Origin of the sequence: Halosimplex halophilum, assembly GCF_004698125.1 — an archaeon.
GTDB lineage: Archaea > Halobacteriota > Halobacteria > Halobacteriales > Haloarculaceae > Halosimplex > Halosimplex halophilum.
In genome coordinates this window covers 252466-274335 of the sequence record NZ_ML214297.1, presented here as the reverse complement: position 1 = coordinate 274335, position 21870 = coordinate 252466, and the positions used below count along the sequence as shown (strand labels likewise).

The 21870-nt window shown below is 71.3% G+C and carries 21 protein-coding genes; 10 read left to right on the top strand and 11 right to left on the bottom strand.

Going from position 1 to position 21870, the window contains the following annotated elements; translation table 11 throughout:
* Window positions 1-49: 49 nt before the first annotated feature.
* On the bottom strand, window positions 50-1936 hold the full coding sequence (locus tag E3328_RS01510) for a sensor histidine kinase (protein ID WP_135362864.1): 1887 nt from the start codon (window positions 1934-1936) through the stop codon (window positions 50-52).
* Between the two features lie 263 nt (window positions 1937-2199).
* Between E3328_RS01510 and E3328_RS01505 the strand changes: the two genes are divergently transcribed.
* Complete coding sequence (locus E3328_RS01505; RefSeq protein ID WP_135362863.1) at window positions 2200-3432, top strand: MBL fold metallo-hydrolase; 1233 nt, start codon at window positions 2200-2202, stop codon at window positions 3430-3432.
* 17 nt (window positions 3433-3449) lie between these two features.
* Here the strand turns inward: E3328_RS01505 and E3328_RS01500 are convergent, their stop codons facing one another.
* Entirely contained in the window at window positions 3450-4463 is a 1014-nt protein-coding gene (locus tag E3328_RS01500; protein ID WP_135362862.1) for an AEC family transporter, read from the bottom strand.
* A 125-nt stretch (window positions 4464-4588) separates the two neighbouring features.
* Between E3328_RS01500 and E3328_RS01495 the strand changes: the two genes are divergently transcribed.
* From E3328_RS01495 to E3328_RS01485, 3 genes are all read left to right on the top strand, one after another.
* Window positions 4589-6031, top strand: a complete 1443-nt coding sequence (locus E3328_RS01495) for an MATE family efflux transporter (protein WP_135364642.1) — start codon at window positions 4589-4591, stop codon at window positions 6029-6031.
* Window positions 6032-6142: 111 nt separating this feature from the next.
* Window positions 6143-7117: an aldo/keto reductase gene (locus E3328_RS01490; protein ID WP_135362861.1), complete on the top strand. Its 975-nt coding sequence runs from the start codon at window positions 6143-6145 to the stop codon at window positions 7115-7117.
* 86 nt (window positions 7118-7203) lie between these two features.
* Window positions 7204-9222, top strand: a complete 2019-nt coding sequence (locus E3328_RS01485; protein ID WP_135362860.1) for a PQQ-binding-like beta-propeller repeat protein — start codon at window positions 7204-7206, stop codon at window positions 9220-9222.
* Here the strand turns inward: E3328_RS01485 and E3328_RS01480 are convergent.
* Window positions 9219-10151, bottom strand: a complete 933-nt coding sequence (locus E3328_RS01480; RefSeq protein WP_135362859.1) for a DUF106 domain-containing protein — start codon at window positions 10149-10151, stop codon at window positions 9219-9221. The two genes, E3328_RS01485 and E3328_RS01480, sit on opposite strands and share 4 nt — an antisense overlap.
* A gap of 45 nt (window positions 10152-10196) precedes the next feature.
* Entirely contained in the window at window positions 10197-10709 is a 513-nt protein-coding gene (locus tag E3328_RS01475) for an HPP family protein (RefSeq protein ID WP_135362858.1), read from the bottom strand.
* A 106-nt stretch (window positions 10710-10815) separates the two neighbouring features.
* On the opposite strand from E3328_RS01475, the gene E3328_RS01470 reads away from it, so the two are divergent.
* Window positions 10816-11661 (top strand): formate/nitrite transporter family protein, encoded by an 846-nt coding sequence (locus tag E3328_RS01470; RefSeq protein ID WP_135362857.1) that lies wholly within the window; start codon window positions 10816-10818, stop codon window positions 11659-11661.
* A gap of 37 nt (window positions 11662-11698) precedes the next feature.
* On the opposite strand, the gene E3328_RS01465 is transcribed toward E3328_RS01470, so the two are convergent.
* From E3328_RS01465 to E3328_RS01450, 4 genes are all read right to left on the bottom strand, one after another.
* Window positions 11699-11926 carry a hypothetical protein gene (locus E3328_RS01465; protein WP_135362856.1) on the bottom strand — a complete coding sequence of 76 codons (228 nt, stop codon included), beginning with the start codon at window positions 11924-11926 and terminating at the stop codon, window positions 11699-11701.
* 66 nt (window positions 11927-11992) lie between these two features.
* Window positions 11993-12409, bottom strand: a complete 417-nt coding sequence (locus E3328_RS01460) for a type II toxin-antitoxin system VapC family toxin (RefSeq protein ID WP_167837264.1) — start codon at window positions 12407-12409, stop codon at window positions 11993-11995.
* On the bottom strand, window positions 12409-12675 hold the full coding sequence (locus E3328_RS01455) for an AbrB/MazE/SpoVT family DNA-binding domain-containing protein (RefSeq protein WP_135362854.1): 267 nt from the start codon (window positions 12673-12675) through the stop codon (window positions 12409-12411). The genes E3328_RS01460 and E3328_RS01455 overlap by 1 nt, the downstream gene beginning before the upstream one ends.
* A 108-nt stretch (window positions 12676-12783) precedes the next feature.
* On the bottom strand, window positions 12784-13638 hold the full coding sequence (locus E3328_RS01450) for a sulfurtransferase (protein ID WP_135362853.1): 855 nt from the start codon (window positions 13636-13638) through the stop codon (window positions 12784-12786).
* Window positions 13639-13938: 300 nt separating this feature from the next.
* Between E3328_RS01450 and E3328_RS01445 the strand changes: the two genes are divergently transcribed.
* The gene (locus tag E3328_RS01445) at window positions 13939-14760 is read left to right on the top strand and encodes a sulfurtransferase (protein WP_135362852.1); all 822 of its coding nucleotides are present in this window, start codon (window positions 13939-13941) and stop codon (window positions 14758-14760) included.
* Window positions 14761-14792: 32 nt separating this feature from the next.
* Here the strand turns inward: E3328_RS01445 and E3328_RS01440 are convergent, their stop codons facing one another.
* Both E3328_RS01440 and E3328_RS01435 read right to left on the bottom strand, forming a co-directional pair.
* Complete coding sequence (locus E3328_RS01440) at window positions 14793-15983, bottom strand: AI-2E family transporter (RefSeq protein ID WP_135362851.1); 1191 nt, start codon at window positions 15981-15983, stop codon at window positions 14793-14795.
* Window positions 15984-16087: 104 nt separating this feature from the next.
* Window positions 16088-16768: a class I SAM-dependent methyltransferase gene (locus E3328_RS01435; protein WP_135362850.1), complete on the bottom strand. Its 681-nt coding sequence runs from the start codon at window positions 16766-16768 to the stop codon at window positions 16088-16090.
* A gap of 124 nt (window positions 16769-16892) precedes the next feature.
* Between E3328_RS01435 and E3328_RS01430 the strand changes: the two genes are divergently transcribed.
* From E3328_RS01430 to E3328_RS22440, 4 genes are all read left to right on the top strand, one after another.
* The gene (locus tag E3328_RS01430) at window positions 16893-17333 is read left to right on the top strand and encodes a hypothetical protein (protein WP_246022853.1); all 441 of its coding nucleotides are present in this window, start codon (window positions 16893-16895) and stop codon (window positions 17331-17333) included.
* Between the two features lie 99 nt (window positions 17334-17432).
* Window positions 17433-17861, top strand: a complete 429-nt coding sequence (locus E3328_RS01425; protein WP_135362849.1) for a DUF2391 family protein — start codon at window positions 17433-17435, stop codon at window positions 17859-17861.
* A gap of 360 nt (window positions 17862-18221) precedes the next feature.
* A complete protein-coding gene (locus E3328_RS01420) occupies window positions 18222-19592 on the top strand; it encodes a geranylgeranyl reductase family protein (protein ID WP_135362848.1) in 1371 nt (456 codons plus the stop codon).
* Between the two features lie 251 nt (window positions 19593-19843).
* Complete coding sequence (locus E3328_RS22440) at window positions 19844-20320, top strand: type IV pilin domain-containing protein (RefSeq protein ID WP_246022852.1); 477 nt, start codon at window positions 19844-19846, stop codon at window positions 20318-20320.
* Between the two features lie 64 nt (window positions 20321-20384).
* On the opposite strand, the gene E3328_RS01410 is transcribed toward E3328_RS22440, so the two are convergent.
* A complete protein-coding gene (locus E3328_RS01410) occupies window positions 20385-21665 on the bottom strand; it encodes an amidohydrolase (protein WP_135362847.1) in 1281 nt (426 codons plus the stop codon).
* Window positions 21666-21870: the final 205 nt, after the last annotated feature.

The window sequence follows — 21870 nt, the reverse complement described above, 5'->3', positions numbered from 1 at the left end:
CGGCAAGTCCCCGGTTCCGGCCCGGGCGAGTCGCCCGGCCCCGGGCGGCTCAGTCGTCGGTGGACCCGACCGCGACCACGCGGCCGCCGTCGCCGGCGATGGGCGTCTCGACCGTCTCGACGCCCGAGAAGACGACCCTCGCGCCGCCCGCTTCGCTCTCGGTCATCTCGACCGACCAGCCGTGGGCGCGGGCGATGGCCTCGACGATGGCGAGGCCGAGGCCCGTCCCGTCGTCGTCGGTGGTGTAGGCGTACTCGAAGACCCGGTCGCGCTCGTCCGGCGGGACGCCGGGGCCGTCGTCGGCGACGGCGAACCCGTCGTCGGTGCGCTCGACGGTGACCGTCACCGACGCGTCGCCGTGCTCGATACAGTTGCGGTACAGGTTCTCGAAGACCGACTGCAGGCGCGTCGCGTCCGCGTAGATCCGGACCCCCGCGTCCGCACGCACGTCGAGTTCGGCGTCGCCGGTGTCGACGGTGCCCCAGGCGTCCCGGGCGACGGTCGCCAGGTCGACCCGGTCCAGTTCGTCGATGGTCTGGCCCTCCCGGGCGAGCGTGAGCGTGTCGCCGATGATCTGGTCGATCCGTTCGAGCGCGTCGCTCGCGGTGTCGAGGTGCTCGTCGTCGTGGCGCTCGCGGGCGAGTTCGACCCGGCCGTGGGCGACGTTCAGCGGGTTGCGCAGGTCGTGGCTGAGCGTGCTCGCGAACTGCTCGAGCTGTGTCGTCTGCTGTTCGAGGTCGCGGACGTGCTGGCGCCGCTCGGTCACGTCGCGCAACACCAGCGTATACCCCGCGACCGACCCCCGCACCTCCAGCGGCGAGACGGTCACGTCGTACTCCCGGACCTCGCCGTCCTCGAACCGCGTGAACGTCGAGACGAACGGCGAGTCGTCCGTCCCGGTCGAGGCGAGCACGTCCGTCGGCTCGCCGCGCGACGCCGGCTCGCTCGGGGTCATTCCGGCACCGGATCCCTCAGCGGCCGCGTCCGTGAGCGTCCCGTCGGCGCCCTCGTCGCCGGGGAGCCCGTCGTCGTGTTCCCCGGGCCCGTCCCCGTCGTCGCCCTCGCGTTCGCCGGCCGGGCAGAGCTCCGGGATGGCTCGCTCGACGGGCTCGGCCTCGTGGTCGAGGACAGTCGGGAACCGTTCGGCGGCCGCCGCGTTGTAGTCGAGCAGCCGCCGGTCGCGGTCGACGACCACGACGGCGTCGTCGAGCACTTCGAGGACCGACTCGCGGGCCAGCGGCGCCAGGTCGAACAGCTGGTGTCTGAAGACGGCCCAGGCGACGACGGCGAGTATCAGCGGCGACCCGATGACCAGCGCGCCGGTCAGCGGCCCCGGGATGGCGCCGCCGAACCACAGCGTGAAGATGGCGAACGTCGGGAGGTACCCGACCAGCAGCGCGGCCGTCTGCTTGCGCCCGACGCTGGGCCCGACGAGCAGGTGCGCGCCCAGCAGCGCGATCGCCGCGTAGTACAGTATCGACCCCGGGAGCACGAGCGCGACCGCGAGTGCGGTCCCTTCCGCCTGGACGTGGGGGAACGGCGACGCGAGAACCGTGTACTCGCTCCAGACCAGGTCGTGTGTCGGGTTCGTGATCTCCAGGACCGCGACCACGACGTTCCAGCCGACCAGCGCGTAGACGGCCGCCCTGGGGACCCGGCGGAGATAGCCCGTGTACTCCAGGATGAACAGGAACCACAGCAGCGGGAGGAAGGCCGTGACGGCGGCCTCGAAGTTGTACGCCACGATCATCCACCGTCGCGTCGGCGCCAGCAGTTCACCGACCACCAGCACCCCAGCCACCGCGTAGACGGCGACGATCCCCACGAACAGCCGCCCCTGCAGGCTCATCTCCTCGTCCCACAGCCACCACGCGGCGACCACCGCGATCGCCGTCGAGAGCGCGACCAGCCCGACGTAAACAGTCTCCGAGACCACGATACCCTACCTGATACGCGTACTGCCTAAAGAATTCTCGCTATGGAATCAAACCTGATATCCGGGCTACGACCGCACCGGGAAAACAACGTCGTAACCGGTCTGAAGGGTCGAAGTAGAACCTTCTCGAATTCAAACCCGGTATCGATTTCGAGGGCTTTCCAGGCGGCAGCGGTTCCGGGCCGCGGTGGGGGGAGCCGACGGTGACCAGCCCCCGCCCCGAACCGACGGACCCAAGCGGTCGAGGGCGGTAGGGAAGGTCGATGAACGTGCGGTTCCTGGGCGGCGCCCGCGAGGTCGGCCGCAGCGCGATACTGGTCGACGACCGCCTCCTGCTGGACTACGGGCTGTTGACCGGCAACCCGCCGCGGTTCCCGGTCGACTCGGTCGATCCGGAGGCGGTCGTGGTCAGCCACGGCCACCTCGACCACGTCGGCGCCGTCCCGTCGCTGTGTTCGGGCGACCGCCGGCCGCCGATCCACTGGACGCCGCCGACGCGGGAACTCGCGCTGACGCTCGCCCGCGACACGCTGAAGCTGCACGGCGGGACCTACGACTGCCCGTTCACCGAGACTGAACTCCGGCGGGTCACCCAGGTCTCCGAGACCCACGGCTACCGGGAGCCCTTCGAGGCCGCCGGCTACGAGGTGACGTTCTACGACGCCGGTCACATCCCCGGCAGCGCCCACGTCCTCGTCGACGACGGCGAGACGCGACTGCTGTACACCTCCGACTTCCACACGGGGGATCAGCGACTCGTTTCGGGGACGACGGCCCGTCCCGACGCGGACGCCGTGGTCTGCGAGTCGACGTACTCCGACGTGACCCACGAGGACCGCGGGGCCGTCGAGGAGCGGTTCGCCGAGAGCCTCCGCACCACGGTCTGGCAGGGCGGGACCGTCGTCGTCCCCGCGTTCGCCATCGGGCGTACCCAGGAAGTCCTCCTGATATGCGAGGCTCACGACATCGACTGCTACGTCGACGGGATGGGCAAGCGCGTGACGGAGATGCTGCGGCAGTATCCCGGGTTCGTCCGCGACGCCGACGCGCTCCGGCGGGCCAAATCCAACGCTCGCTTCGTCGACGGCCGCGACGGGCAGCGCCGGCGCATCGCCGACGACAACACCGTCATCGTCACCACCAGCGGGATGCTCTCGGGGGGCCCGGCGATGACCTACGTCCCCGCGATCCGCGGGTCGCCGACGAACAAGGTCGCGATGACGGGCTACCAGGTCGAGGGGACGCCCGGTCGCGAGCTGCTGGAGACCGGGAGCGCCGAGATCGACGGGCGGCGGATGCCCGTCGCCGCGGGGGTCGAGCAGTACGACTTCTCCGCCCACGCCGACCGCGAGGGGCTGCTCGCCTTCCTCGCCGACTACCGCGACGCAGAGGTGCTGGTCAACCACGGCGACCGCTGCGAGGCCTTCGCCGCCGAACTCCGCGAGGACGGCTTCACGGCGGCGGCCCCCGCAGTGGGCGACGCCGTCGACGTGTAACCGATCGCAGTCGCTGGTCAGCCCAGCACGCCCAGCTCGGCGAGCAGCACCAGTCCGGTGACCACGGGGAGGCTCCCGAGGATCGTGAGGAAGACGACCGTCCCCACGTAGTCGGCGGTCGTGACGGTTGCCGGCGCGCCCTCCGTCGGCCCGGCCGCGGCCCCGTCCTCGCTCGCCTCGTCCCCGAACTCGATGGAGAGGACGAGCGGGATGACCGCCGAGGGGCCGGCCGCGAGGACGACGAACGCGGCGGTCACCGCGGGGTCACCGATGTCGGCGAGCAGCGCGACCGCGACGGCGACGAGGGGTGCGACGAGCAGTTTCAGCCCGACGGTCGGCAGCGTCTCCCGGACGGTGGCGGCCAGGTCCATGGACTCGACCTGCAGGCCGAGCACGACGAGGAACACGGGGATCGAGGCGTCGCCGACCAGCCGGAGGGTGTCCATCGCCGTGCCGTCCGCGGGCGGGACGACGCCGAGCGCGACCGCCGCGCCCGCCGCCAGGAGCGCGTAGACCACGGGCTGGCGGGCGACGCGGCCGAGCGCGGCCCGGTCGCTCCCCTCCCCGCCCCGCGAGAGGAGGTAGACGCCGACGGTGTACAGGAGCAGGTTCTGGACGAGGACGAAGAGGACGGCCGTCGACCGGCCGGCGGCGCCGAACGCGAACGTGGCGACGGGGATGCCGAAGTTGCCGGTGTTGGGGAAGGCGGCGGCCATCGCGGCGCCGACGACGACGGTCCCCTCCCGGCCGCGCGCCCGGCTGACCGCCCACGAGAGCGCGCCCATGACGGCGGTGAACCCGACCATCGCCCCGACGGCGGCGGTGACGGTGCCGACGCCGACTTCGAGGGTGACGAGCGTCTCGAAGACCAGCGCCGGCAGGAGGACGTAGACGGTGACCGTGCTCAGCGGCTCGGTGTCTACCTCGCGGACGCGCCCGAGGAGGTATCCCGCGAGAGCGATGGCGAGCGGCGGCGCGACCGACGAGAGGAACACCGAGGGGACCGACCCGAGCGCGTCGAGTACCTGCACGGATTGGCCGTCCCGTCGGTATCGCGGCCGATAACGCTGTCGACTCGTCGCCGGACCGCGCCGGTATCGGCGGGCCGCTCCCGTTTCTAAACCGTTTTCACCGTCGAGTCGAAACCCGGCCCGTGGTGTCCTGGTCCCGGTACAACCCCGTCCGCGCGCTCCTCCTCGCCGTCGGGTCGCTCGTCGCTCGCGCCGGCATCATCGACCGCGAGCGGATCGAGCGGGCGACCGACCTGGCGTGGCCGCGCATCGTCACCGGTCTCGCGCGGATGTCCCGCTCGACGGCCGACGTGGCGATGGTCGGCATCGCGCTCGGGTCGAGCGCCATCGCCGGCGTCGGCTACGCCAGCCCCTTCTGGGGGCTGGCCTTCGCGCTGGGCGGCGGCGTCGCCGGCGGGACCATCGGCCTCGTCTCCCAGCGGTTCGGCGCCGACGCCCACGGGGAACTCGCCCTCTCGGTGAAGGTCAGCGCCCTGCTCACGGTCGCGATCACCCTCCCGCTGGTCGCGGTCTACTGGTTCCTCTCGGCGCCGCTGATCGCGCTCATCGGCTCCGGCGAGGCGGCCGTCGGCTTCGGCGCCGACTACCTCCGGGTCGTCGCCTTCGGCGTCCCGTTCGCGGCGCTGAACCTCATCGGCAGCCGCACGCTCGTCGGCGCCGACGACGCCTGGACCCCGATGATCCTCCGCGGGGGCGGCGCCGCCCTGAACATCCTCGTCAACGCCGTGCTCATCTTCGGCCTCGGCTGGGGCGTCGTCGGCGCCGCCGTCGGGACCGCCCTCTCGAACGCCGTCGTCACGGTCGCGTTCGCGGTCGGGCTCGCCCGCGGCGGCCTCCCCGGCATTGGGGAATTCCCGGTGCAGGTACCGCTCTCGGGCCCGCACCTCGACCGGTCGCTGTTCGGCGACCTCGTCGAGATGGCGACGCCGCTGATCGGGACCAACCTCGCCCGCAGCGGCGGCCAGTTCCCCAAGCTGTTCATCGTCGGCCTGTTCGGGTCGAACGTCGTCGCCGCCTACGTCGTCGCGATGCGGGTCCGCGCGCTGATGGACACGCCCAACTGGGGGTTCAGCATGGCCTCCTCCAGCCTCGTCGGGCAGGCGCTCGGCCAGGACGACGAGGACGACGCCGGCGCGTGGGCCCACGACATCATCCGCTTCTCGCTGGCCTGCTACGCCGTCATCGCCGTCGGCGTGTTCGTCTTCGCCCGCCCCATCGGCCGCGTGTTCGTCGACGACCCCGCGATCCTCCCGACCGTCGTCACGTTCATCCGCGTCGCCTGCTTCGGCGTCCTCTTCAGCGGCGTCTACGGCGGCTCGACCGGCCCCCTCAGAGCGAGCGGCGACACGCGCTGGCCGTTCTACGCCCAGCTGGCCGGCCTCTATCTGTTCGCGCTCCCCGTCGCCTACCTCGGCGTCGCCGTCCCCGAGATCGGCCAGACCGCGCTGTACGCCGCCATCCTCGCCGAGATGGCCGTCCCCGCCTGCATCACCTACTACCGCTACCACTCGGGGACCTGGAAGGTGGTCAGCCGCGACTACCGCCCCGACGCCGCCGCGGGCGACTGAGCGGGACCCGGCCGTCCGCTCCCGTCGGCGCATCGCCTGCCCGGGCGGCCGCTCCCGGAACGCCGGGCCGCGAGGGTCAGCCTTTTGCGTGGTTACTCCCGAGGGCCAGGCATGGAGTACACCACACTCGGCTCGACCGGGATGGAGGTCTCGCAGGTCTGTCTCGGCTGCATGAGCTTCGGCAGCGAGGAACCGTGGATGCTGGACGAGGACGACGGCCGGGAGATCATCGAGCGCGCCATCGACCTGGGCGTCAACTTCTTCGACACCGCCAACGCCTACTCCGACGGCGAGAGCGAGGAGATCCTCGGCGACGCCATCTCCGGCTACGACACCGACGAGCTCGTCGTCGCCACCAAGGTCCGGTTCCCCGTCGGCGAGGATTCGCCCAACGCCTCCGGTCTGTCCCGCAAGACCATCGAGCAGGAACTCGACGCCTCGCTCGACCGCCTCGGCCTCGACACGATTGACCTGTACCAGACCCACCGCGTCGACCCCGACACCCCCCCGGAGACGACGCTCCGGGCGCTGACGGACGCCCGCCGCCGCGGGAAGATCCGCCACGCCGGCACCTCCTCGATGTGGACCCATCAACTGGTCGACCAGCTCCGGACGAGCGAGCGCGAGGACCTCATCAGTTACGAGACGATGCAGAACCACTACCACGTCGCCTACCGCGAGGAGGAGCGCGACATGCTGCCGCTCTGCGACAAGGAGGACATCGGCGTCGTCCCGTGGGGCCCGCTCGGCCAGGGCTTCCTCGCCAGGCCCTTCGACGAACTCGAACGGACGAACCGCGGCGACCCCGAGAACTTCCACAACCCGACGCCGGAGTACGAACGCGGCGGCGGCAAGGAGATCAACGAGCGGGTCCAGGAGCTGGCGGCCGACCACGGCGTGACGATGGCCCAGATCGCCCTGGCCTGGCAGTTCCAGAACGACTACGTCGACGCGCCCATCGTCGGCACGACGAGCGTCGAACACCTCGAACAGGCCGTCGAGGCGCTGGAGATCGACCTCTCGGCCTCGGACGTGGCGTACCTCGAAGAGCCCTACGAGCCCCAGCCGGTCATCGGCCACGAGTAGCCGGAGCCGAGTTCGGCCCGCCGGTGGCCGCGGTCGACCTGTCGGCTGGCCGGTACTACTTTCTGTCGCCTGGGCGATGGGGCGCCATGGATCGACGCGCGTTCCTGGGGGGAGTGGGAGCGACGACGGCGCTGGGGGCGCTCTCGGGGCTGGGTCGGGCGGGCGGCGCCAGCGGCGAGAGCCGCCGGGGCGCCACCAGCGTGGGGGACGCGGCCCGGACCGACCCGGACTGGGCGGTCGACTGGCGCTCGCGGTGGCCGACGTTCGGCAGCGCGGAACCGTCGAGCGAGGTCCAGCCCGTCGTCGGCGACGGCCGGCTGTTTCTCACCCCGAGAGTCGCCGGCGTCCCCGGGCGCGCCGCGGAGTACGAGGGCGAGGACGCGGAGTTCTTCGCGGTCGGGCTCGACACGGCGGACGGGTCGCACAGGGACGGCAACACGATCGAGATGGGTATCCTGTCGCGGATGCCCGCGGGAACGGTCCGGGCGGCCGGTCGGTTCGTCACCACCGGACTGGCGGACGAGGCCGAGCGGACGTTCGCGACCGTCGTGACGCTTCCCGACGAGCCGCGGGGGTGGACGACGAGAGTCGACGGCGTGCCGGCCGGACCGCCGGCCGCGACGGACGAGACCGTGCTGGTCCCGGCGGGCGCGTCGGTCGCCGCGCTCTCCGCGAGCGACGGGAGCGTCGCGTGGACGGCGCCGTTCGACTCGCCGGTGACGGGCGTCACCGGGGCCGACGGGACGGTCTACGCGGCGACCGAGGAGGGAGCGCTGTCGGCGCTCGACGCCGCGACGGGCGACCCCCGGTGGACGGCCAGTCCGCTCACGAACCTCGGGCTCCGGGGGCCGACGGTCGCGGGCGACCACCTCCTGGCGCTCGACGGGTGGGGCGGCGTCCACGCCGTCGGGACGGACGGGTCGGAGGCGTGGTCGACGATCCCGAACGGCGTCGTGACCGCCCCGGACGACGGGCGCGGCGCGACCGGGCCACCGGGGACGGTCGGTCCCGTCGCGGCCGACGGCGAGCGCTGCTACGTCGCCGCCGTCTTCGGGCCCGAGGACCGCGAGCGGACGGCCGTGACGGCGCTCTCGCTGGCCGACGGGAGCGAGGCGTGGACCCACGAGTTCGCGAGCGCGCCCCGCGACGACGTTCACAGCGTCCGGAACGGACCGACGCTACAGCCGCGGGTCGTCGAGGGGAGCGTCTGGGCGGCCGGCGACCGGACCGCGGTGGCGCTGGACGCGGCGAGCGGCGACCTGCGGCGGCGCTGGGGGTTCGGCCACCCGCTCAGGGCGACCCCGCTCCCGACGCCGTCGGCCGTCTACTTCCTCGACGGGTTCGGCGTCTATCGCCTCGACCGCTCCGGGAGCGACTGCGGCCCCTACGAGGTCTCCACGGCGGGCGTGAGCTACGAACGCGGGATGGACGGCGAGGAGTTGAGCGTCGACGGAGGGGTGACCGCCGACGGCTGTCCGGTCGTCGGGACCGTGGACCTGGTGGTCGACGGCGAGTACCTGGCCTCGGCCGGCGGCTACGTCGCCGCCGGGGAGGGGACGACGCCGTATCTCGCCTACGGCTGGGAGGACCTCCCGGAATCGCTCGACCGCGCGACCCTGCGGTTCAGGGGGACTGACGGCACCGTCGTCGACACCCGGCGCGTGGCCATCGACGACTACCGCGAGGAACCCCCCGATTTCAGTATCCGCTGTCCGTCGATGGCGACCACCAACCTCGGGGTCGGCACGAGCGTGACCGTGACCGCCGAGGTGTCCAACTCCGGGTCCGAACCCGGCTACGTGGCGACGCTCGAAGCCGACGGGTCGGTCGTCGCCCGGCGGAGCGGCGAGATCGCCCGGGAGTTCCACGACGACCTCGAGCCCTGCGACGGGACGACGCTCGCTCTCTCGACGCTGCTGACCGGGTTCGAGAGCCGCGAGATCACGGTGCGGGTCGAACCGACCGCCGACGAGGGCAGCGGCGACGCGGAGCGGTTCGGGACGGTCCAGTCGGGCGACCCCTACGCGTTGGGCGGCGGGGTCGCCGGGCTGACGTTGCTCGGAACCTACGTCCGCAGAAAACGCCGCGGCGACGGGTCGGACTAAACCGCCGACCGGTACTTCGAGACCGCGGGGCCGACCCTCTTCGCGACGCGCTTGCTCGCCAGCCCCGAGACGACCGAGCAGGCGATGTACCAGACCGTCCAGACCTGCAGCGGGCCGACCAGCTTGGCCGTCCAGACGACCCGACCGGCGATCGGTAATACCTGCGCGGCCGGCGTGACCGCGGCGGCGGGGTTGACGGTCAGCCACGAGATCCACAGGAACACGGGGATCGTGACCAGCATCGCGTAGACCATCGGTCGAACCATCTGCTTCATCGCACCGACTTGCTCCAGCATGAGTTCCTGCTGGCGCGACTGCAGCCGTTCGACGGCCTCGTCGTCGCCGCGCTCGCGGGCCGCGTCGAGTCGCTCCCTGACCGTCTCCAGCCGCTCTTTCGCGACTTCCTGGGGGTTCTCGTCGAGCAACCGGCGCCGCAGCGTCGTCGAGACGACCGTCGTCGCGACCGCCAGCAGCGCGACCGTCGCGCCGAAGGGCAGGACGGCCTCGACCGGCCCGAGCAGGAGGTGGGCGGTGCTGCCGACCGTATCCCGGGCCACCGGCACCTGGTAGCTGGCCATCAGCCCGATGGCGGCGACCCCGGCGAGTTTGTCGGCGGCCGACCAGCCGCCGGAGTCGGCGTCGTCGACGGGGCCGTCGCCGTCGGCGGGCCTGGCGTCGGAGTCGCCGGTGGCGTCGGACGCTTCGAGGGCCGTCCGGACGGCGTCGGGGTCGTCGACGACGAACCCGGCGTCGGTCGCGACCAGCAGTTCGGATTCGAGCAGCCGGCCCCACTGCTCGGCGGGGACCGCGTCGCTCACGTCCGCCCAGGAGACGGTGCCGTCGCCCGATTCCGCGCGGTTGAGGACTGCGGTCGCGGCGTCGGCGAGCGCCTCGTCGCCGTCGAGCCGCTCGCGGAGGGTCTCGTCCATGCGGGAACCTGTCAGCGCGCCTTTGTCAATCTTGCTCTCGCGGTGTCACGCCTCCGAACGCCGGAACCGCCCGGCAGCGGGCAGGACGAGTCGGAGGGCGACGACGTGCCCGGCGACGAGGACGAGGACGGCGGCGACGATGAGAAACCCCTCGCGGACGGTCGGGAGGAGCCCGAGCGCGACGATGAGCGTGGTCGCACAGGCGGGCGGATGGACGGCGTCGAACGCGAGCATGCCGGTGCTCGTCAGGACCAGCGCGAGGACGCCGCTGGCGACGACCGCCGCGAGCGCGGGCGACCTGGGCGCGAGGTCGGCCGTGACGACGACGCCGCTCGCGAGGAGGTGGTACGCGAGGAGCCCGGCGACGACGCCGATACCGTGGCCGGCGACGATCCGGCGGAGCCGCTCCGGGGCGAGCGGCCGCTGGCTGACGAGGACGTACGCCGTCGGGCCGAGGCTGGGGAAGACGAACGGCGTCCCCGTCAACCACGCGACGACGCCCGTCACCCCGAGGAGGATCCCGGCGTGGACGCCCGTCAGCACGGCGTGGCGGTTCACGTCTGTCCGTTCACGTCGGCGTCCAAGAACGTGGTGTTTCGCGAGCCCACTGCGGGGCCGACCGTCGTAACACCCAACACGGCACCTCGGGAAACACCCGCCCGGGATGAGTTCTACCTCCGAGTCCGAACCGTCCGGCGCGTCGCTCTCCTATCGGAACATCCTGGAGCGGGAGATGGAGAACGCGCTCAAGGAGATCCACCGGCCGCCGAAGGGGGTCTTCCTCTCGGGGCTCTCCGCCGGGCTCAACCTGAGTTTCGGCGCGTTGCTGATGGCGATGGTACTGACGTACTCCGGGGGGTTCGGATCGAGACTCGTCCAGCAGGCGACGCTGGGCTTGGTCTCCTCTGTCGCCTTCCTGTTCGTCGTTGTCGGGCAGACCGAGCTGTTCACCGCTCACTCGACGATGGCGATCCTGCCGGTCATCGACGGGCGAGCGTCGGTACGGGGGCTCGGTCGCGTGTGGGGGGTGACGTACGTCTCGAACCTCCTCGGGTGCGGCCTGTTCGCCGCACTCGTCGCCGTGCTGGGGCCGCAGATGGGGATCGTCGAGCCCGCCGCGTTCGGGACGCTGGCGTCGGCGTTGCTCCCGTTCCCCGGCCGGGTGATCTTCCTGAGCGGCGTCGTCGCCGGCTGGCTGATGGGGCTCGTGACCTGGCTCTCCGCGGCGAGTCGCGACACGGTCGGGCGGATACTCTTCGTGATCATCGGAACGGCCGTCATCGGGTTCGGACCGTTCCACCACAGCATCCTGGGGACGACGGAGCTCCTCTCGGCGATGGCGCTCGGCCAGGGGGTCGCGCCCGGCCAGTTCGGTCACTTCCTGCTCTGGACGACGCTCGGGAACGTCGTCGGCGGGAGCGTGTTCGTCGGGCTGTTGAACTACGGGCACGTCGCCCTGGCAGGCGAGCGCCAGGACGTCGAGTTCGACGCCGAGGACGAGGCGGAGTGATCCGTCCCGCGGACGGACCCGTCGCCTCGTCCGCCGCTCACTCCCCGTCGCCGCGCAGTTCCCGTGTCGCGACGAGCGCGACGGCGCCGACGACGAACGCGAGCGTCCCCATCGCGAGCGCGGAGACGGCCGTCAGCAGGACCGATGACCCCTCGGCCAGCGTGATAGCGTCGGGACCGAGCAGGACGGCGACGACGGCAGCGACGGCGAGCAGTCCCGCGGTCTCCTCGCGGGACAGCGGCTCCCGGAAGGCCGACAGTTCCATGGCCGGCGGTTCGTCGGGCGGGCTGAAAACGCTTGGGACCGCCGTGAGCCGAGACCCCGGTGGTCGCTACTCGACGGGGTCCGTGACCGTCAGCCAGTCGAGGCGGTCGTCCATCCGCTCGAGCGCCTCGTCGTGTGTCCAGAGTCGCTCGACGCCGTGTCGCTCCATCGCGGCCAGTACCGGCGCGTCCCGGCCGCCGATCCCGGACTGGTCGTACTCGGCGAGCAGCTCCGCCCCCCGCTTCACGTCGGCGGGTCGTAGCTCCGCGACGGTCGAGTCCTCGATCGATAACACCCGTTCGACGTGGCGCTCGCTGTCGGCCAGTTGGTTCGTCAAGTAGTGGACGACCTCCATCTGGAGGACCGTCGTCGTGAACAGCGGCCGAGAGCGGAGTACCTCGGCCACGTCGTCGCGGACGGCCTCGTGTTCGTCGAGGTCGGCGTCGAGGAAGTAGATCCAGACGTTCGCGTCGAGACAGTACATCAGTTCGGCAGGTCGCTCGTCCACTCGGCTTTCAGATCTTCGGGGTCGATCCGGTCGGCGTCCTCGGCTCTCGTTTCCCCGTTGACGCATCCCTCCAGTCGCTCGACCAACCGCTCCCGCGAGATCCGACTGCGGATGACGATCCGGTCGCCCTCCAGCTCCACGGCGACCTCCTCCCCCGGGTCGATCTGCAACGCCTCCCTGATGGACTGCGGGATCGTGACTCGCCCCTTCTCGTCGACGCGTCGGTCCTCGCTCGTCCCCATGTATCCCACTGCGGTGGGAACGCAGTTAAACGTTCGCTCGGACGGGCAGCCGTCGGTCCCGCCGCTATCGGTCGCGGCGTCGAAAAAATCGAGTTCGCGTGAGCGACCTTACTCGCCCTTCTCGATGGGGGCGCCCACGAGGTTGCCCCACTCCGTCCAGGAGCCGTCGTAGTTGATGGCGTCGTCGTAGCCCAGCAGCTCGTGCAGGGCGAACCACGCGACGGAGGAACGCTCGCCGATGCGGCAGTAGGCGACGGTCGTCTCGTCGCCGTCGATGCCTTCCTCGGCGTAGAGCTCCTCGATCTCCTCGGCGTCCTTGAAGGTGCCGTCGTCGTTCGTGACGGCGGCCCACGAGATGTTCTCGGCGCCCGGGATGTGGCCGCCGCGCTGGGCGGTCTCCTGGAGTCCCGGCGGCGCGAGGACCTCGCCGGAGAACTCCTCGGGCGAGCGCACGTCGACCAGCGGCAGGCCCTTCTCGACGGCGTTCTCCACGTCGTCGCGGTAGGCGCGGATGGACTCGCGCGGGCCGGAGGCGTTGTACTCGACCTCCGAGAAGTCGGGCTCCTCGTCGGTGAGCGGGTAGTCGTTCTCGACCCAGTAGTCGCGGCCGCCGTCGAGCAGCTTCACGTCGTCGTGGCCGTAGTACTTGAACTGCCAGTAGGTGTAGGCCGCGAACCAGTTGGCGTTGTCACCGTAGAGGACGACCGTCGTGTCCTCGCTGATGCCCGCCGAACCGAGCAGCGCCTCGAAGTCCTCCTTGTCGAGGATGTCGCGCTCGACCTGATCCTGGAGGTCCGTCTCCCAGTTCCAGCCGACCGCGCCCGGCGCGTGGCTCTCGTCGTACAGCTCCGTGTCCACGTCGACCTCGACCAGCCGATAGTCGTCGTCGTCGCTCTGGAACTCCTCCAGATGGTCTTCGACCCAGTCCGCCGAGACGAGTACGTCTTTCGCGTATTCGCTCATGGTCATCGAACCATTGGTCTACCGACTATATACAGCTAGGACCTTCGGCATGTCCCGCCCCTTGACGACTATAGCGGAAATTGTTGCCTGAAGTTGCCGTGTCTATAGTTCTCACGGCCTCTGTCTCGCGCTCTCGCCGGCCGGTCCGGACCGGGGGACGGGTGCGACCGCCGCACGAGCCCGCGGGCCGGCCCCGCCTTTATGTCGTGGGACGGCCGCCGTCGTCCCGGTCAAAATTGCCACTACCTCCGACCGGGTCGGAAGGACATCTTCAAGCGTCCGCTCTCCCGACCCGGGGACATGAGCGAGATCGTCGTCCCGGCCGACTGGGTGGCCGACCGACTCGACGAGGTCCGGATCGTCGACGTGCGCGACGCCTGGGAGTTCGACGGCATCGGCCACGTCCCCGGGGCGGTCAACATCCCGTTCGACTCGTTCCGCGCGGACGACCACGCCGCCGACGGCGACGCCGCCGGGGACAGTTCGGGCGGCGACCAGGGGATGCTCCCCGGCGCCGACGCCTTCGCCGAACTCATGTCCGAGGCGGGGATCGAGAAGGGCGACCGGGTCGTCGCCTACGACGACACCCACGGCGTCTTCGCCGCCCGGTTCCTCGTGACCGCCGAGCTGTACGGCCACGACCCCGAGCGGCTCCACCTGCTCGACGGCGACTTCTCCGCCTGGCGGCTCGCCCACGAGACGACGAGCGAGGCCGCGGACTTCGAACGCTCCGAGTACGCCGTCGACCCGCCCGCGGAGACGCCGCTCGTGGACATCGACGAGGTCGCGGCGGCCACCGACGACCCCGACACCGTCGTCGTCGACACCCGCGAGGACTGGGAGTTCGAGGAGGGCCACATCCCCGGCGCGGTCCGGCTGGACTGGCGCGAACTCGTCGACGACGAGACGCGCGGGCTCAGGCCCCGCGGGGAGATCGAGTCGATCCTCGACGAGCGGGGGATCGGCCCCGACAGGCGGGTCCTGCTGTACTGCAACACCGCCCGGCGGATCAGCCACACCTACACCGTCCTCCGTCACCTGGGCTACCCCGACCTGGCGTTCTACGAGGGGAGCCTCACCGAGTGGGAGGCCGCCGGGCGCGAACTGGAGACCGGCGCGTAGGGCCCACGCACCGTCGGTAGTCCCCGCCCCGGTCAGTCGTCGGCGCCGTCGGCCCTCGGGTCGTCGCCGACGGCGCCGTCGCCGGGCGAGTCCTCGCCCGCGGCGCCGTCGGTCGCGGGCTCGTCCGCGGCGTCCGCCGCGGAGTCACCGTCGGCCAGGGAACCGGTCAGTCGCCCGGACCGGTCGTCGTCCGGGTCGGCGTCGGGGTCGAGCGCGGCCCCGTCGAAGGTCTGCTGGACGCTCGTGCGCTCGTCGGTGATGAGTTCGACCACCTCGACGAGCAGCGCGACGACCAGCGGGCCGGCGATGACGCCGACGACGCCCAGGCTGAGGGTGCCGCCGGTGAACCCGACGAAGTAGAGGCTGGCGGGCATCCCGGTCGTCAGCGAGGCCAGCCGCGGGCGGATGAGCGCGTCCGGCAGGAACCCGATCAGGACCAGCCCCGTGCTCGCCACCAGCAGTGCGGCGGTGATCTCGCCGGCCAGCACCTCCGTCAGGGCGAGCGCGACGATCAGCAGGCTCGGGCCGATGACGGGGATGAACTGCAGGAGCCCGGAGAAGAGCGCGAGCGAGAACACCGCGTCGTAGCCAAGGATCGTGAAGACGGCGTAGGCGACGACGAACGTGCCCAGCGCCGTCGCGGCCTGGAGCACGTACAGCGCGTACAGCGTGTCCCGGACGCAGCGGTGCAGCGACAGTATCACGTCGTGGTACTCGCCGGGGACCAGCCGCAGCGACGCCCGGCGGACGCTCCCCGGTCGGAGCAACAGTCCGTAGACCAGGAAGGCGAACAGGAACCCCTTGAGCGCCAGGACCGGGGTCGTGCTCGCGAAGTCGATCGCGATGTCGCTCACGACGTCCCGCGCCTGCGCGAACACGTCGCTGACGTCGATCACGAACTCCATCCCGAAGACGGGGACGGTGAGTTCGCTCGGGATCTCCCGCAGGAACCCCAGCAGCAGCTGCTGGCGGTTGTAGAGCGCGTAGACGATGGGCGTGAGGACCGCCAGGACGAACAGAAAGCCGACCGCCGTCGCCGCCGCGGCGGCGATGCGCCGGTGGACGCCCCGTGTGACGAGTTCGCGGCGGACGGGATAGAGCACGTACGCGACGGTGATGGCGAAGAAGACCGTCCCGAGCACCCGCGAGAGGATCGCCAGCGTCAGCGCCGCCGTCCCGACGAACAGCCCGCCGAGCACCTGCTGTCGCCGTGTCAGCGCCATACAGCCCCGTGGACGCGAGACCTACAAAACGTTTGGCACCGTCGGGGTGACGCCGCGCGGCGGGGGTGCCACGCAGCGTCCGCCCGACCGGGCGAGGCGGGCCGCTACGGCACCACGCCGACGGTCAGCAGGGTGCCGTGCTCGCGGTAGCGCTCGACCATCGCCTCCCGCCGCTCGAAGTCCTCGGTCGGGAACGCCTCGGCCGGGGGGATCTCCGTCTCGGTGTCGGGGATGCGGTCCTGTGCGGCGACGTGCAGCCCCGCCTCGCGGAAGTGGTCGCGGTACTCGGCCTCCGTCCAGCGGACCATCGGCACGTCCACCAGGTCGTCCCACCTGTGCGTGTGGACGCTCTCCTCCCAGTAGTTGACCGCGCAGTAGAACGTGCCGCCCGGGCGGAGAACCCGCCGCAGTTCCGCCAGTACGGCGTCGGGGTCGCGGGCGTAGAAGAACGCCTCCATCGACCAGCAGTGGTCGATGCTGTCGTCCGCGAACGGCAAGTGCTCGAAGTCGCCGTTGAGGAACCCCGAGCGGCGGTCGTCGGTGTACGCGCGGGCGTTGCGGGCCATCTCGGGCGAGGCGTCGATCCCGTAGGTGCGCGCCGCGTCCTTGGTCTCCCGCAGCGCCCGACCGGCGTAGCCGCTCCCGCTGCCCAGGTCCAGCACGGTGTCGCCGTCCTCGACGGGCATCCGCGTCAGGGCGTGTTTGGCCGTGTGCCAGTGGCGTTCCTCCATGCCCTCGTCGCGGCCGTCGCGGGCCCACTCGTCGAACTCCTCGCTGACGCTCATGGGAGACGGGTGGGCGCCCGCGAGGAAAACGGTTCTGTGTCGGCGACCGCCGGGCCGGCCGCGGGGACGCGCTGGTGTCGAACGGGAGACAAGACCTATGTCCGACGGCGGGGTACGGGCGGCCGTGCAGCTCCCTCCGATGCTCGCCGAGCGGCCGCTGGTGGCGGTCGCGGTCGGCCTGACTGCGCTCGTCCTCCTCGCCCAGCCGTTCGTCCTCGCCTACTGGGCGCGCAGCGAGGCGCGAGCCAAGGGGTCGTCGACGCTCGACATCTTCCTCTACATGCAGCTGGCCGTCGGGGTCGTCCACTACTGGTACGTGCGCTTCGGCCGCGGCGATTCGGGGCCGCGCGACTCGCCGCCCACCCGGCGCGAGCGACTCGCCGGCACGTACGCGATGGCGGTCGTCGCCGGGTTCGTCGTCGGAGCGGTCGTCTCGCCGCCGGACCCGATCACGCAGGTACTGTACTTCCCCCCGCTGTTCGTCGGGTCGTTCGCGGCCGCGTGGCTGGTGAGTTCGGTCGCCGGCGACGCCCGCTCGACGGGTGACGGGTCGAGCGACGGGTGACGGGTCGAACTGTGGGGAGATATCGACCGACGAGCGCGGTCGGCGCCGCCGACCGCCGCGTCCGCCAGCGTTTTCCCGGTGCCCGGAATACCCCGGTGCATGGCACGGGACCCGCGGTACAGGCTCGCGGACACCGCCCAGCAGGTCGTCGGCGGGTTCCTGCTCGCGGGGCCGTTCGTCGTCACCGAGGAGGTGTGGACGCTCGCGAAGCAGATGAGCTGGTTCCACACCGCCGTCACGGTGGCCATCGTCTTCGCCATCGGTTACGGCGCCCTCTACGAGGCCGACGACGACCGCGACCCCGACCGCGAGGCCGAGGTAGCCGGGGTCCCCGTCCGGTTCGTCTCCCTGATGGCCGTCTCCTTCGGCTCGGTCGCCGTCCTCGCGCTCACGCTGACCGCGCCGACCACGTTCCTCACCGACCCCGACCTCACGACGACCGAGCGCGCCGGGATCACGGTCCGCGCCGTCAGCGTCGGCGCCATCTTCAGCGTCGTCGGCGCCGCCACCGCCGACAGCGTGTTCTGACGACCGGTTCGATCCGCGAGTGGAGCAGTTGTCTCTGGTGGGTCTGTCCGGGAGAGAAGTCGAACGAGAGCGACCGCGGGAGACAGCAAGTGCGCCTCGCCCGTCCAGTCCACCGGGAGAGCAATCTCTCCCGAGCCCGCGCGAACGCCGTTCGCGCGGACACCGGGAAAGCACGGCACCGCGATCGCCCCGAACAGCCCCCCAGAGGGTCACGACCCTCTCCGGAGCTTGCTCTGACGGTGTTTCCACGCACGTCTTCGCCACCCGGCTCCCCGCAGGGAGCGCAGCGACCGAGGAAACCCGGGTGGCAGAGAGACGGTTGGTAAAGAGTTTTCTCCCCCGCCCCGCGAAAGATGGACCATGACTACACGCGAGTACGATGTCGTCGTCGTCGGGGCGGGGACCGCCGGCTGTTACGCCGCGGCGACCGTCGCCCGCGAGGGCTACGACGTCGCGCTCCTGGAGCGCAAGCCCGAGGAGGAGGGGGGCCACATCGCCTGCGGCGACGCCCTCAAGGGCGCGAGTTCCTTCCCCGACGCGATCCCGAAGTCGCAGATCGAACCCGCGATGACCAACACCGGCGTCGACCACGGCCGCTTCGAGATCCCCCAGGAGGACACCGTCCTGGAGATCCCCGTCCCCGGGGAACTCGCCGTCATCGACCGCTGGGAGTACGGCAAGGCCGTCATCGAGGGGGCCCGCGACGCCGGCGCCGAGATCCACTTCGACACGCTCGTCAAGGACGTGCGTCAGGCCGACGACGGGACGGTCACCGGCGTCCGCGCGATGCGGAAGGGTGACCCCGTCGACTACGAGGCGGAGATGGTCATCGACGGCGCGGGCGCGCTGTCGATCCTCCAGGACAACGTCGACTTCGACGGGACGACCTTCGACACGAACGTCAGCTACAGCCAGTTCTGCTCGGCCTACCGGGAGATCGTGACGGTCGACGAGCCCGTCGAGTGGGACGACGCCCTCGTCTTCAAGCCGACCGAGCGGGCGGCGGGCTACCTGTGGTACTTCCCGCGGACCGACACCGAGATCAACGCCGGGCTGGGCTTCCAGATGAACGAGGAGCCGATGCACCTCGTCGAGGACCTCAAGCGCGATCTCAGGAACCGCGAGGAGTTCCAGGGCGCGACCGTCGAGGACAAGCTCGGCGCCGCCTTGCCGACGCGGCGGCCCTACGACTCGGCGGTCGCGCCGGGCTTTCTCGCGGCCGGCGACGCGGCGGGCCTCGTGAACCCGACGACCGGCGGCGGCATCGGCGGCGCCGCCTACTCCGGGCAGTACGCCGGCGAGCAGGCGGTCGCGGCCATCGAGGACGGCGACGTGGGGGAGGACCGCCTCTGGGAGTACAACAAGCGGGTGATGGACCACTTCGGCGCCCGCTTCGCCACGCTGGACGTGTACAACATCTTCGTGACGGCCTACGACATCGACGACCTGATGGGGATGCTGGCGGCGCTGCCCGCCGAGAAGATCGCCGAGGGGCTCTACGCCGGCGAGACCGACATCGGCCTCTGGCTCAAGCTCAAGACCGCGGTCAAGTCGGTCGGCCACTGGGGCACCATCTACGACCTCTACGAGACGAAACAGCTGGCCGAGCGCGTGCTCGACCACTACGAGGACTACCCCGACAGCCGCGAGGGCTTCGCAGACTGGCAGATCCGCCGCGACGAGATCCTCGACGACGTCTACGAGACCACCGGCGCCGATCCGAAGTACTGACCGCCTACGCCGCCGGAGTCCCACCGCGCGTCGCCGCCCGCTGTCGACCGCAGCCGTCGGTCCACAACACGTTCGGAGTCGGGGCGTACGCGGTGATTACTCGAACGATGATGACGAATATTTATGTGCAGTCGTCAATATACTGATCAGTAACGCGCGGTGGGGAACGGCCCGGACGGAGACGGGGCGGCTGGGGCGTCGTCCCGAAGGGGCGTCCGGGCAGCGTTCAGGCGCGCGTGGGGAAGGAAACCATGACAGGGATCGACTCGTCGAGAGCTGTTTCGCCGGTCATCGGGGTCATCCTGATGGTCGCGATCACCGTGTTGCTGGCGGCGACGGCGGCGACGTTCTTCATGGGGTTCGAAGGGGAGCTGTCGGGGACGCCGACCGTCGCGATCGAGGGGGAGTTCGCCGTCGACAGCGGCGGCCACGAGCTCGCCGTCGAGTTCACCGGCGGCGACGTGCTGGCGCGGGAGAACGTGGCGATCCACGTCGCCAGTGCGGGCTGTCGCGGCGTCGGGTCGGTCACCGACCGCTACGACCTGGCGGAGCTGGGCGTCTCCGGGTCGACCGTCGCCGCCGGTTCGCAGGCGCAGGTCACCGTCGGGACGGTCTGCCCGCCGGCCGCGAGCCGGCTCGACCTCTCGCGGACGGAGGTGACCGTCTCGTGGGTCGATCCGGGCGGCGACGGGACCGTCCTCTACCGCTGGCGCGGGCCCGCGGCCTGACCGGGTCGCTGCCGGTCCACGTCGAAACGACGGACCGGGACCCGCTCGGGGAGCCGGCGGCCGCTCAGGGACGGTCGCGCGCCAGCGCCCGGACCGTCTCGGACAGCACGTCGACGCCGACGGCCAGCGAGTCCTCGTCCACGTCGAAGGTGGCGGTGTGGTGGCCGCCGGGGTGGTCGGTGCCGACACCGACGTACGCGGCCCGGCCGCCCCGCTCCTGGACGCGGTTCATCAGGACGGTCGCGTCCTCGCTCCCGCCGAGGTCGTCGTTCCGGACCACCGAGTCGACGCCGCCGGTCCGCCCCGCGATCGTCTCGACCACGTCGACGACGACGGGGTCGCTCTCGGCGCCCGGTGCCTCCCCCTCCGGGGTCACGTCGACCTCGCAGCCGTGCATCGTCGCCGCGCCGTCGAGCACCGAGCGGGCCCGCTCGCGCATGTACTCCATGAGCTCCGTCGTCTCGCCGCGGACCTCGCCCTCGACGTGAGCCTGCTCGGGGACCACGTTCGTCGCGGTCCCGCCGCCGACCTTCCCGGCGTTGACCCGCGTGGCGCCGTCCCCGTGGCGGGGGATCGCGTAGAGATTTTGCACCGCGGCGGCCATCGCCTGGACGGCGTTGCGCCCCGACCCGGGCCGCGCGCCGGCGTGGGCCGACTCCCCCGAGAAGTCGGCGCGGAACTGGTGGACCGCCAGGAACCCCCCGACGCCCGCGACCACCTCGCCGGTCGGGTGGTCGAGCCCGATGTGGACGGCGAGCAGGTAGTCGACATCGTCCAGCAGGCCGCTCTCGGCCATCGGCTTCCCGCCGCCGATGGTCTCTTCGGCGGGCTGGAAGAGGACCTTCAGCGTCCCCTCGAAGTCGCTGTCAGCGACCGCCTCCAGCACGCCGAGCCCGATGGTCGCGTGGGCGTCGTGCCCGCAGGCGTGCATCGTGCCCTCGTGCTCCGAGCGGAAGCCCTCGCGGGCGGGACGGTGCTCGTCGTCGGTCGACTCCTCCCGCGGGAGCCCGTCGATGTCGACCCGCAGGGCGACCGTCGGGCCGTCCCCGCGTTCGAGCGTCGCCGCGGCGCCCGTGTACCCGCCGCGCAGTTTTTCGAGCGTCTCGGGGTTCGCGCCCGCCTCCTCCGCCTGCCGGTACCACCGTTCCAGCTCCTCGTCGTCCGGGACGGCGATGCGCTCGCCCTCCGCGAGGACCTCGGGGCCGACGAGGATGTCGTCCACGTCCATCGATTCGAGTTCTTCGACGACCCGAGCTGTCGTCCAGAACTCCCGCCAGGCTGGTTCGGGTTTGCGGTGGAACTCCCTGCGTAACTCGACCAGGCGCTCGCGGCTCGGCTGACTCATGGGGGACCGTGGGCGCCCAGGGAAGGTGTGGGTTTCGGCGATCGGGCGTGAAAACCGAGATCAGTACCGGCCCGACTCAGTCCGCCGCCGCGAACAGCGTGGAAGTCCCGACCCGTTTCGGCCGGCTCGACGGTCTGTGCGGGTGGGAATGAACGGGCGGTCGTCTGCACGAACCCCGGCGACGCAGGCACTGGACCGAGCGGAG

What these genes read in the sequence shown, in the direction of transcription:
- E3328_RS01505 (WP_135362863.1), top strand. Translation starts at nt 2,200, where the DNA reads ATGAACGTGCGGTTCCTGGGCGGCGCCCGCGAGGTCGGCCGCAGCGCG.
- E3328_RS01490 (WP_135362861.1), top strand. Translation starts at nt 6,143, where the DNA reads ATGGAGTACACCACACTCGGCTCGACCGGGATGGAGGTCTCGCAGGTC.
- E3328_RS01485 (WP_135362860.1), top strand. Translation starts at nt 7,204, where the DNA reads ATGGATCGACGCGCGTTCCTGGGGGGAGTGGGAGCGACGACGGCGCTG.
- E3328_RS01480 (WP_135362859.1), bottom strand. Translation starts at nt 10,151, where the DNA reads ATGGACGAGACCCTCCGCGAGCGGCTCGACGGCGACGAGGCGCTCGCC.
- E3328_RS01470 (WP_135362857.1), top strand. Translation starts at nt 10,816, where the DNA reads ATGAGTTCTACCTCCGAGTCCGAACCGTCCGGCGCGTCGCTCTCCTAT.
- E3328_RS01465 (WP_135362856.1), bottom strand. Translation starts at nt 11,926, where the DNA reads ATGGAACTGTCGGCCTTCCGGGAGCCGCTGTCCCGCGAGGAGACCGCG.
- E3328_RS01460 (WP_167837264.1), bottom strand. Translation starts at nt 12,409, where the DNA reads ATGTACTGTCTCGACGCGAACGTCTGGATCTACTTCCTCGACGCCGAC.
- E3328_RS01455 (WP_135362854.1), bottom strand. Translation starts at nt 12,675, where the DNA reads ATGGGGACGAGCGAGGACCGACGCGTCGACGAGAAGGGGCGAGTCACG.
- E3328_RS01450 (WP_135362853.1), bottom strand. Translation starts at nt 13,638, where the DNA reads ATGAGCGAATACGCGAAAGACGTACTCGTCTCGGCGGACTGGGTCGAA.
- E3328_RS01445 (WP_135362852.1), top strand. Translation starts at nt 13,939, where the DNA reads ATGAGCGAGATCGTCGTCCCGGCCGACTGGGTGGCCGACCGACTCGAC.
- E3328_RS01440 (WP_135362851.1), bottom strand. Translation starts at nt 15,983, where the DNA reads ATGGCGCTGACACGGCGACAGCAGGTGCTCGGCGGGCTGTTCGTCGGG.
- E3328_RS01435 (WP_135362850.1), bottom strand. Translation starts at nt 16,768, where the DNA reads ATGAGCGTCAGCGAGGAGTTCGACGAGTGGGCCCGCGACGGCCGCGAC.
- E3328_RS01425 (WP_135362849.1), top strand. Translation starts at nt 17,433, where the DNA reads ATGGCACGGGACCCGCGGTACAGGCTCGCGGACACCGCCCAGCAGGTC.
- E3328_RS01420 (WP_135362848.1), top strand. Translation starts at nt 18,222, where the DNA reads ATGACTACACGCGAGTACGATGTCGTCGTCGTCGGGGCGGGGACCGCC.
- E3328_RS22440 (WP_246022852.1), top strand. Translation starts at nt 19,844, where the DNA reads ATGACAGGGATCGACTCGTCGAGAGCTGTTTCGCCGGTCATCGGGGTC.
- E3328_RS01410 (WP_135362847.1), bottom strand. Translation starts at nt 21,665, where the DNA reads ATGAGTCAGCCGAGCCGCGAGCGCCTGGTCGAGTTACGCAGGGAGTTC.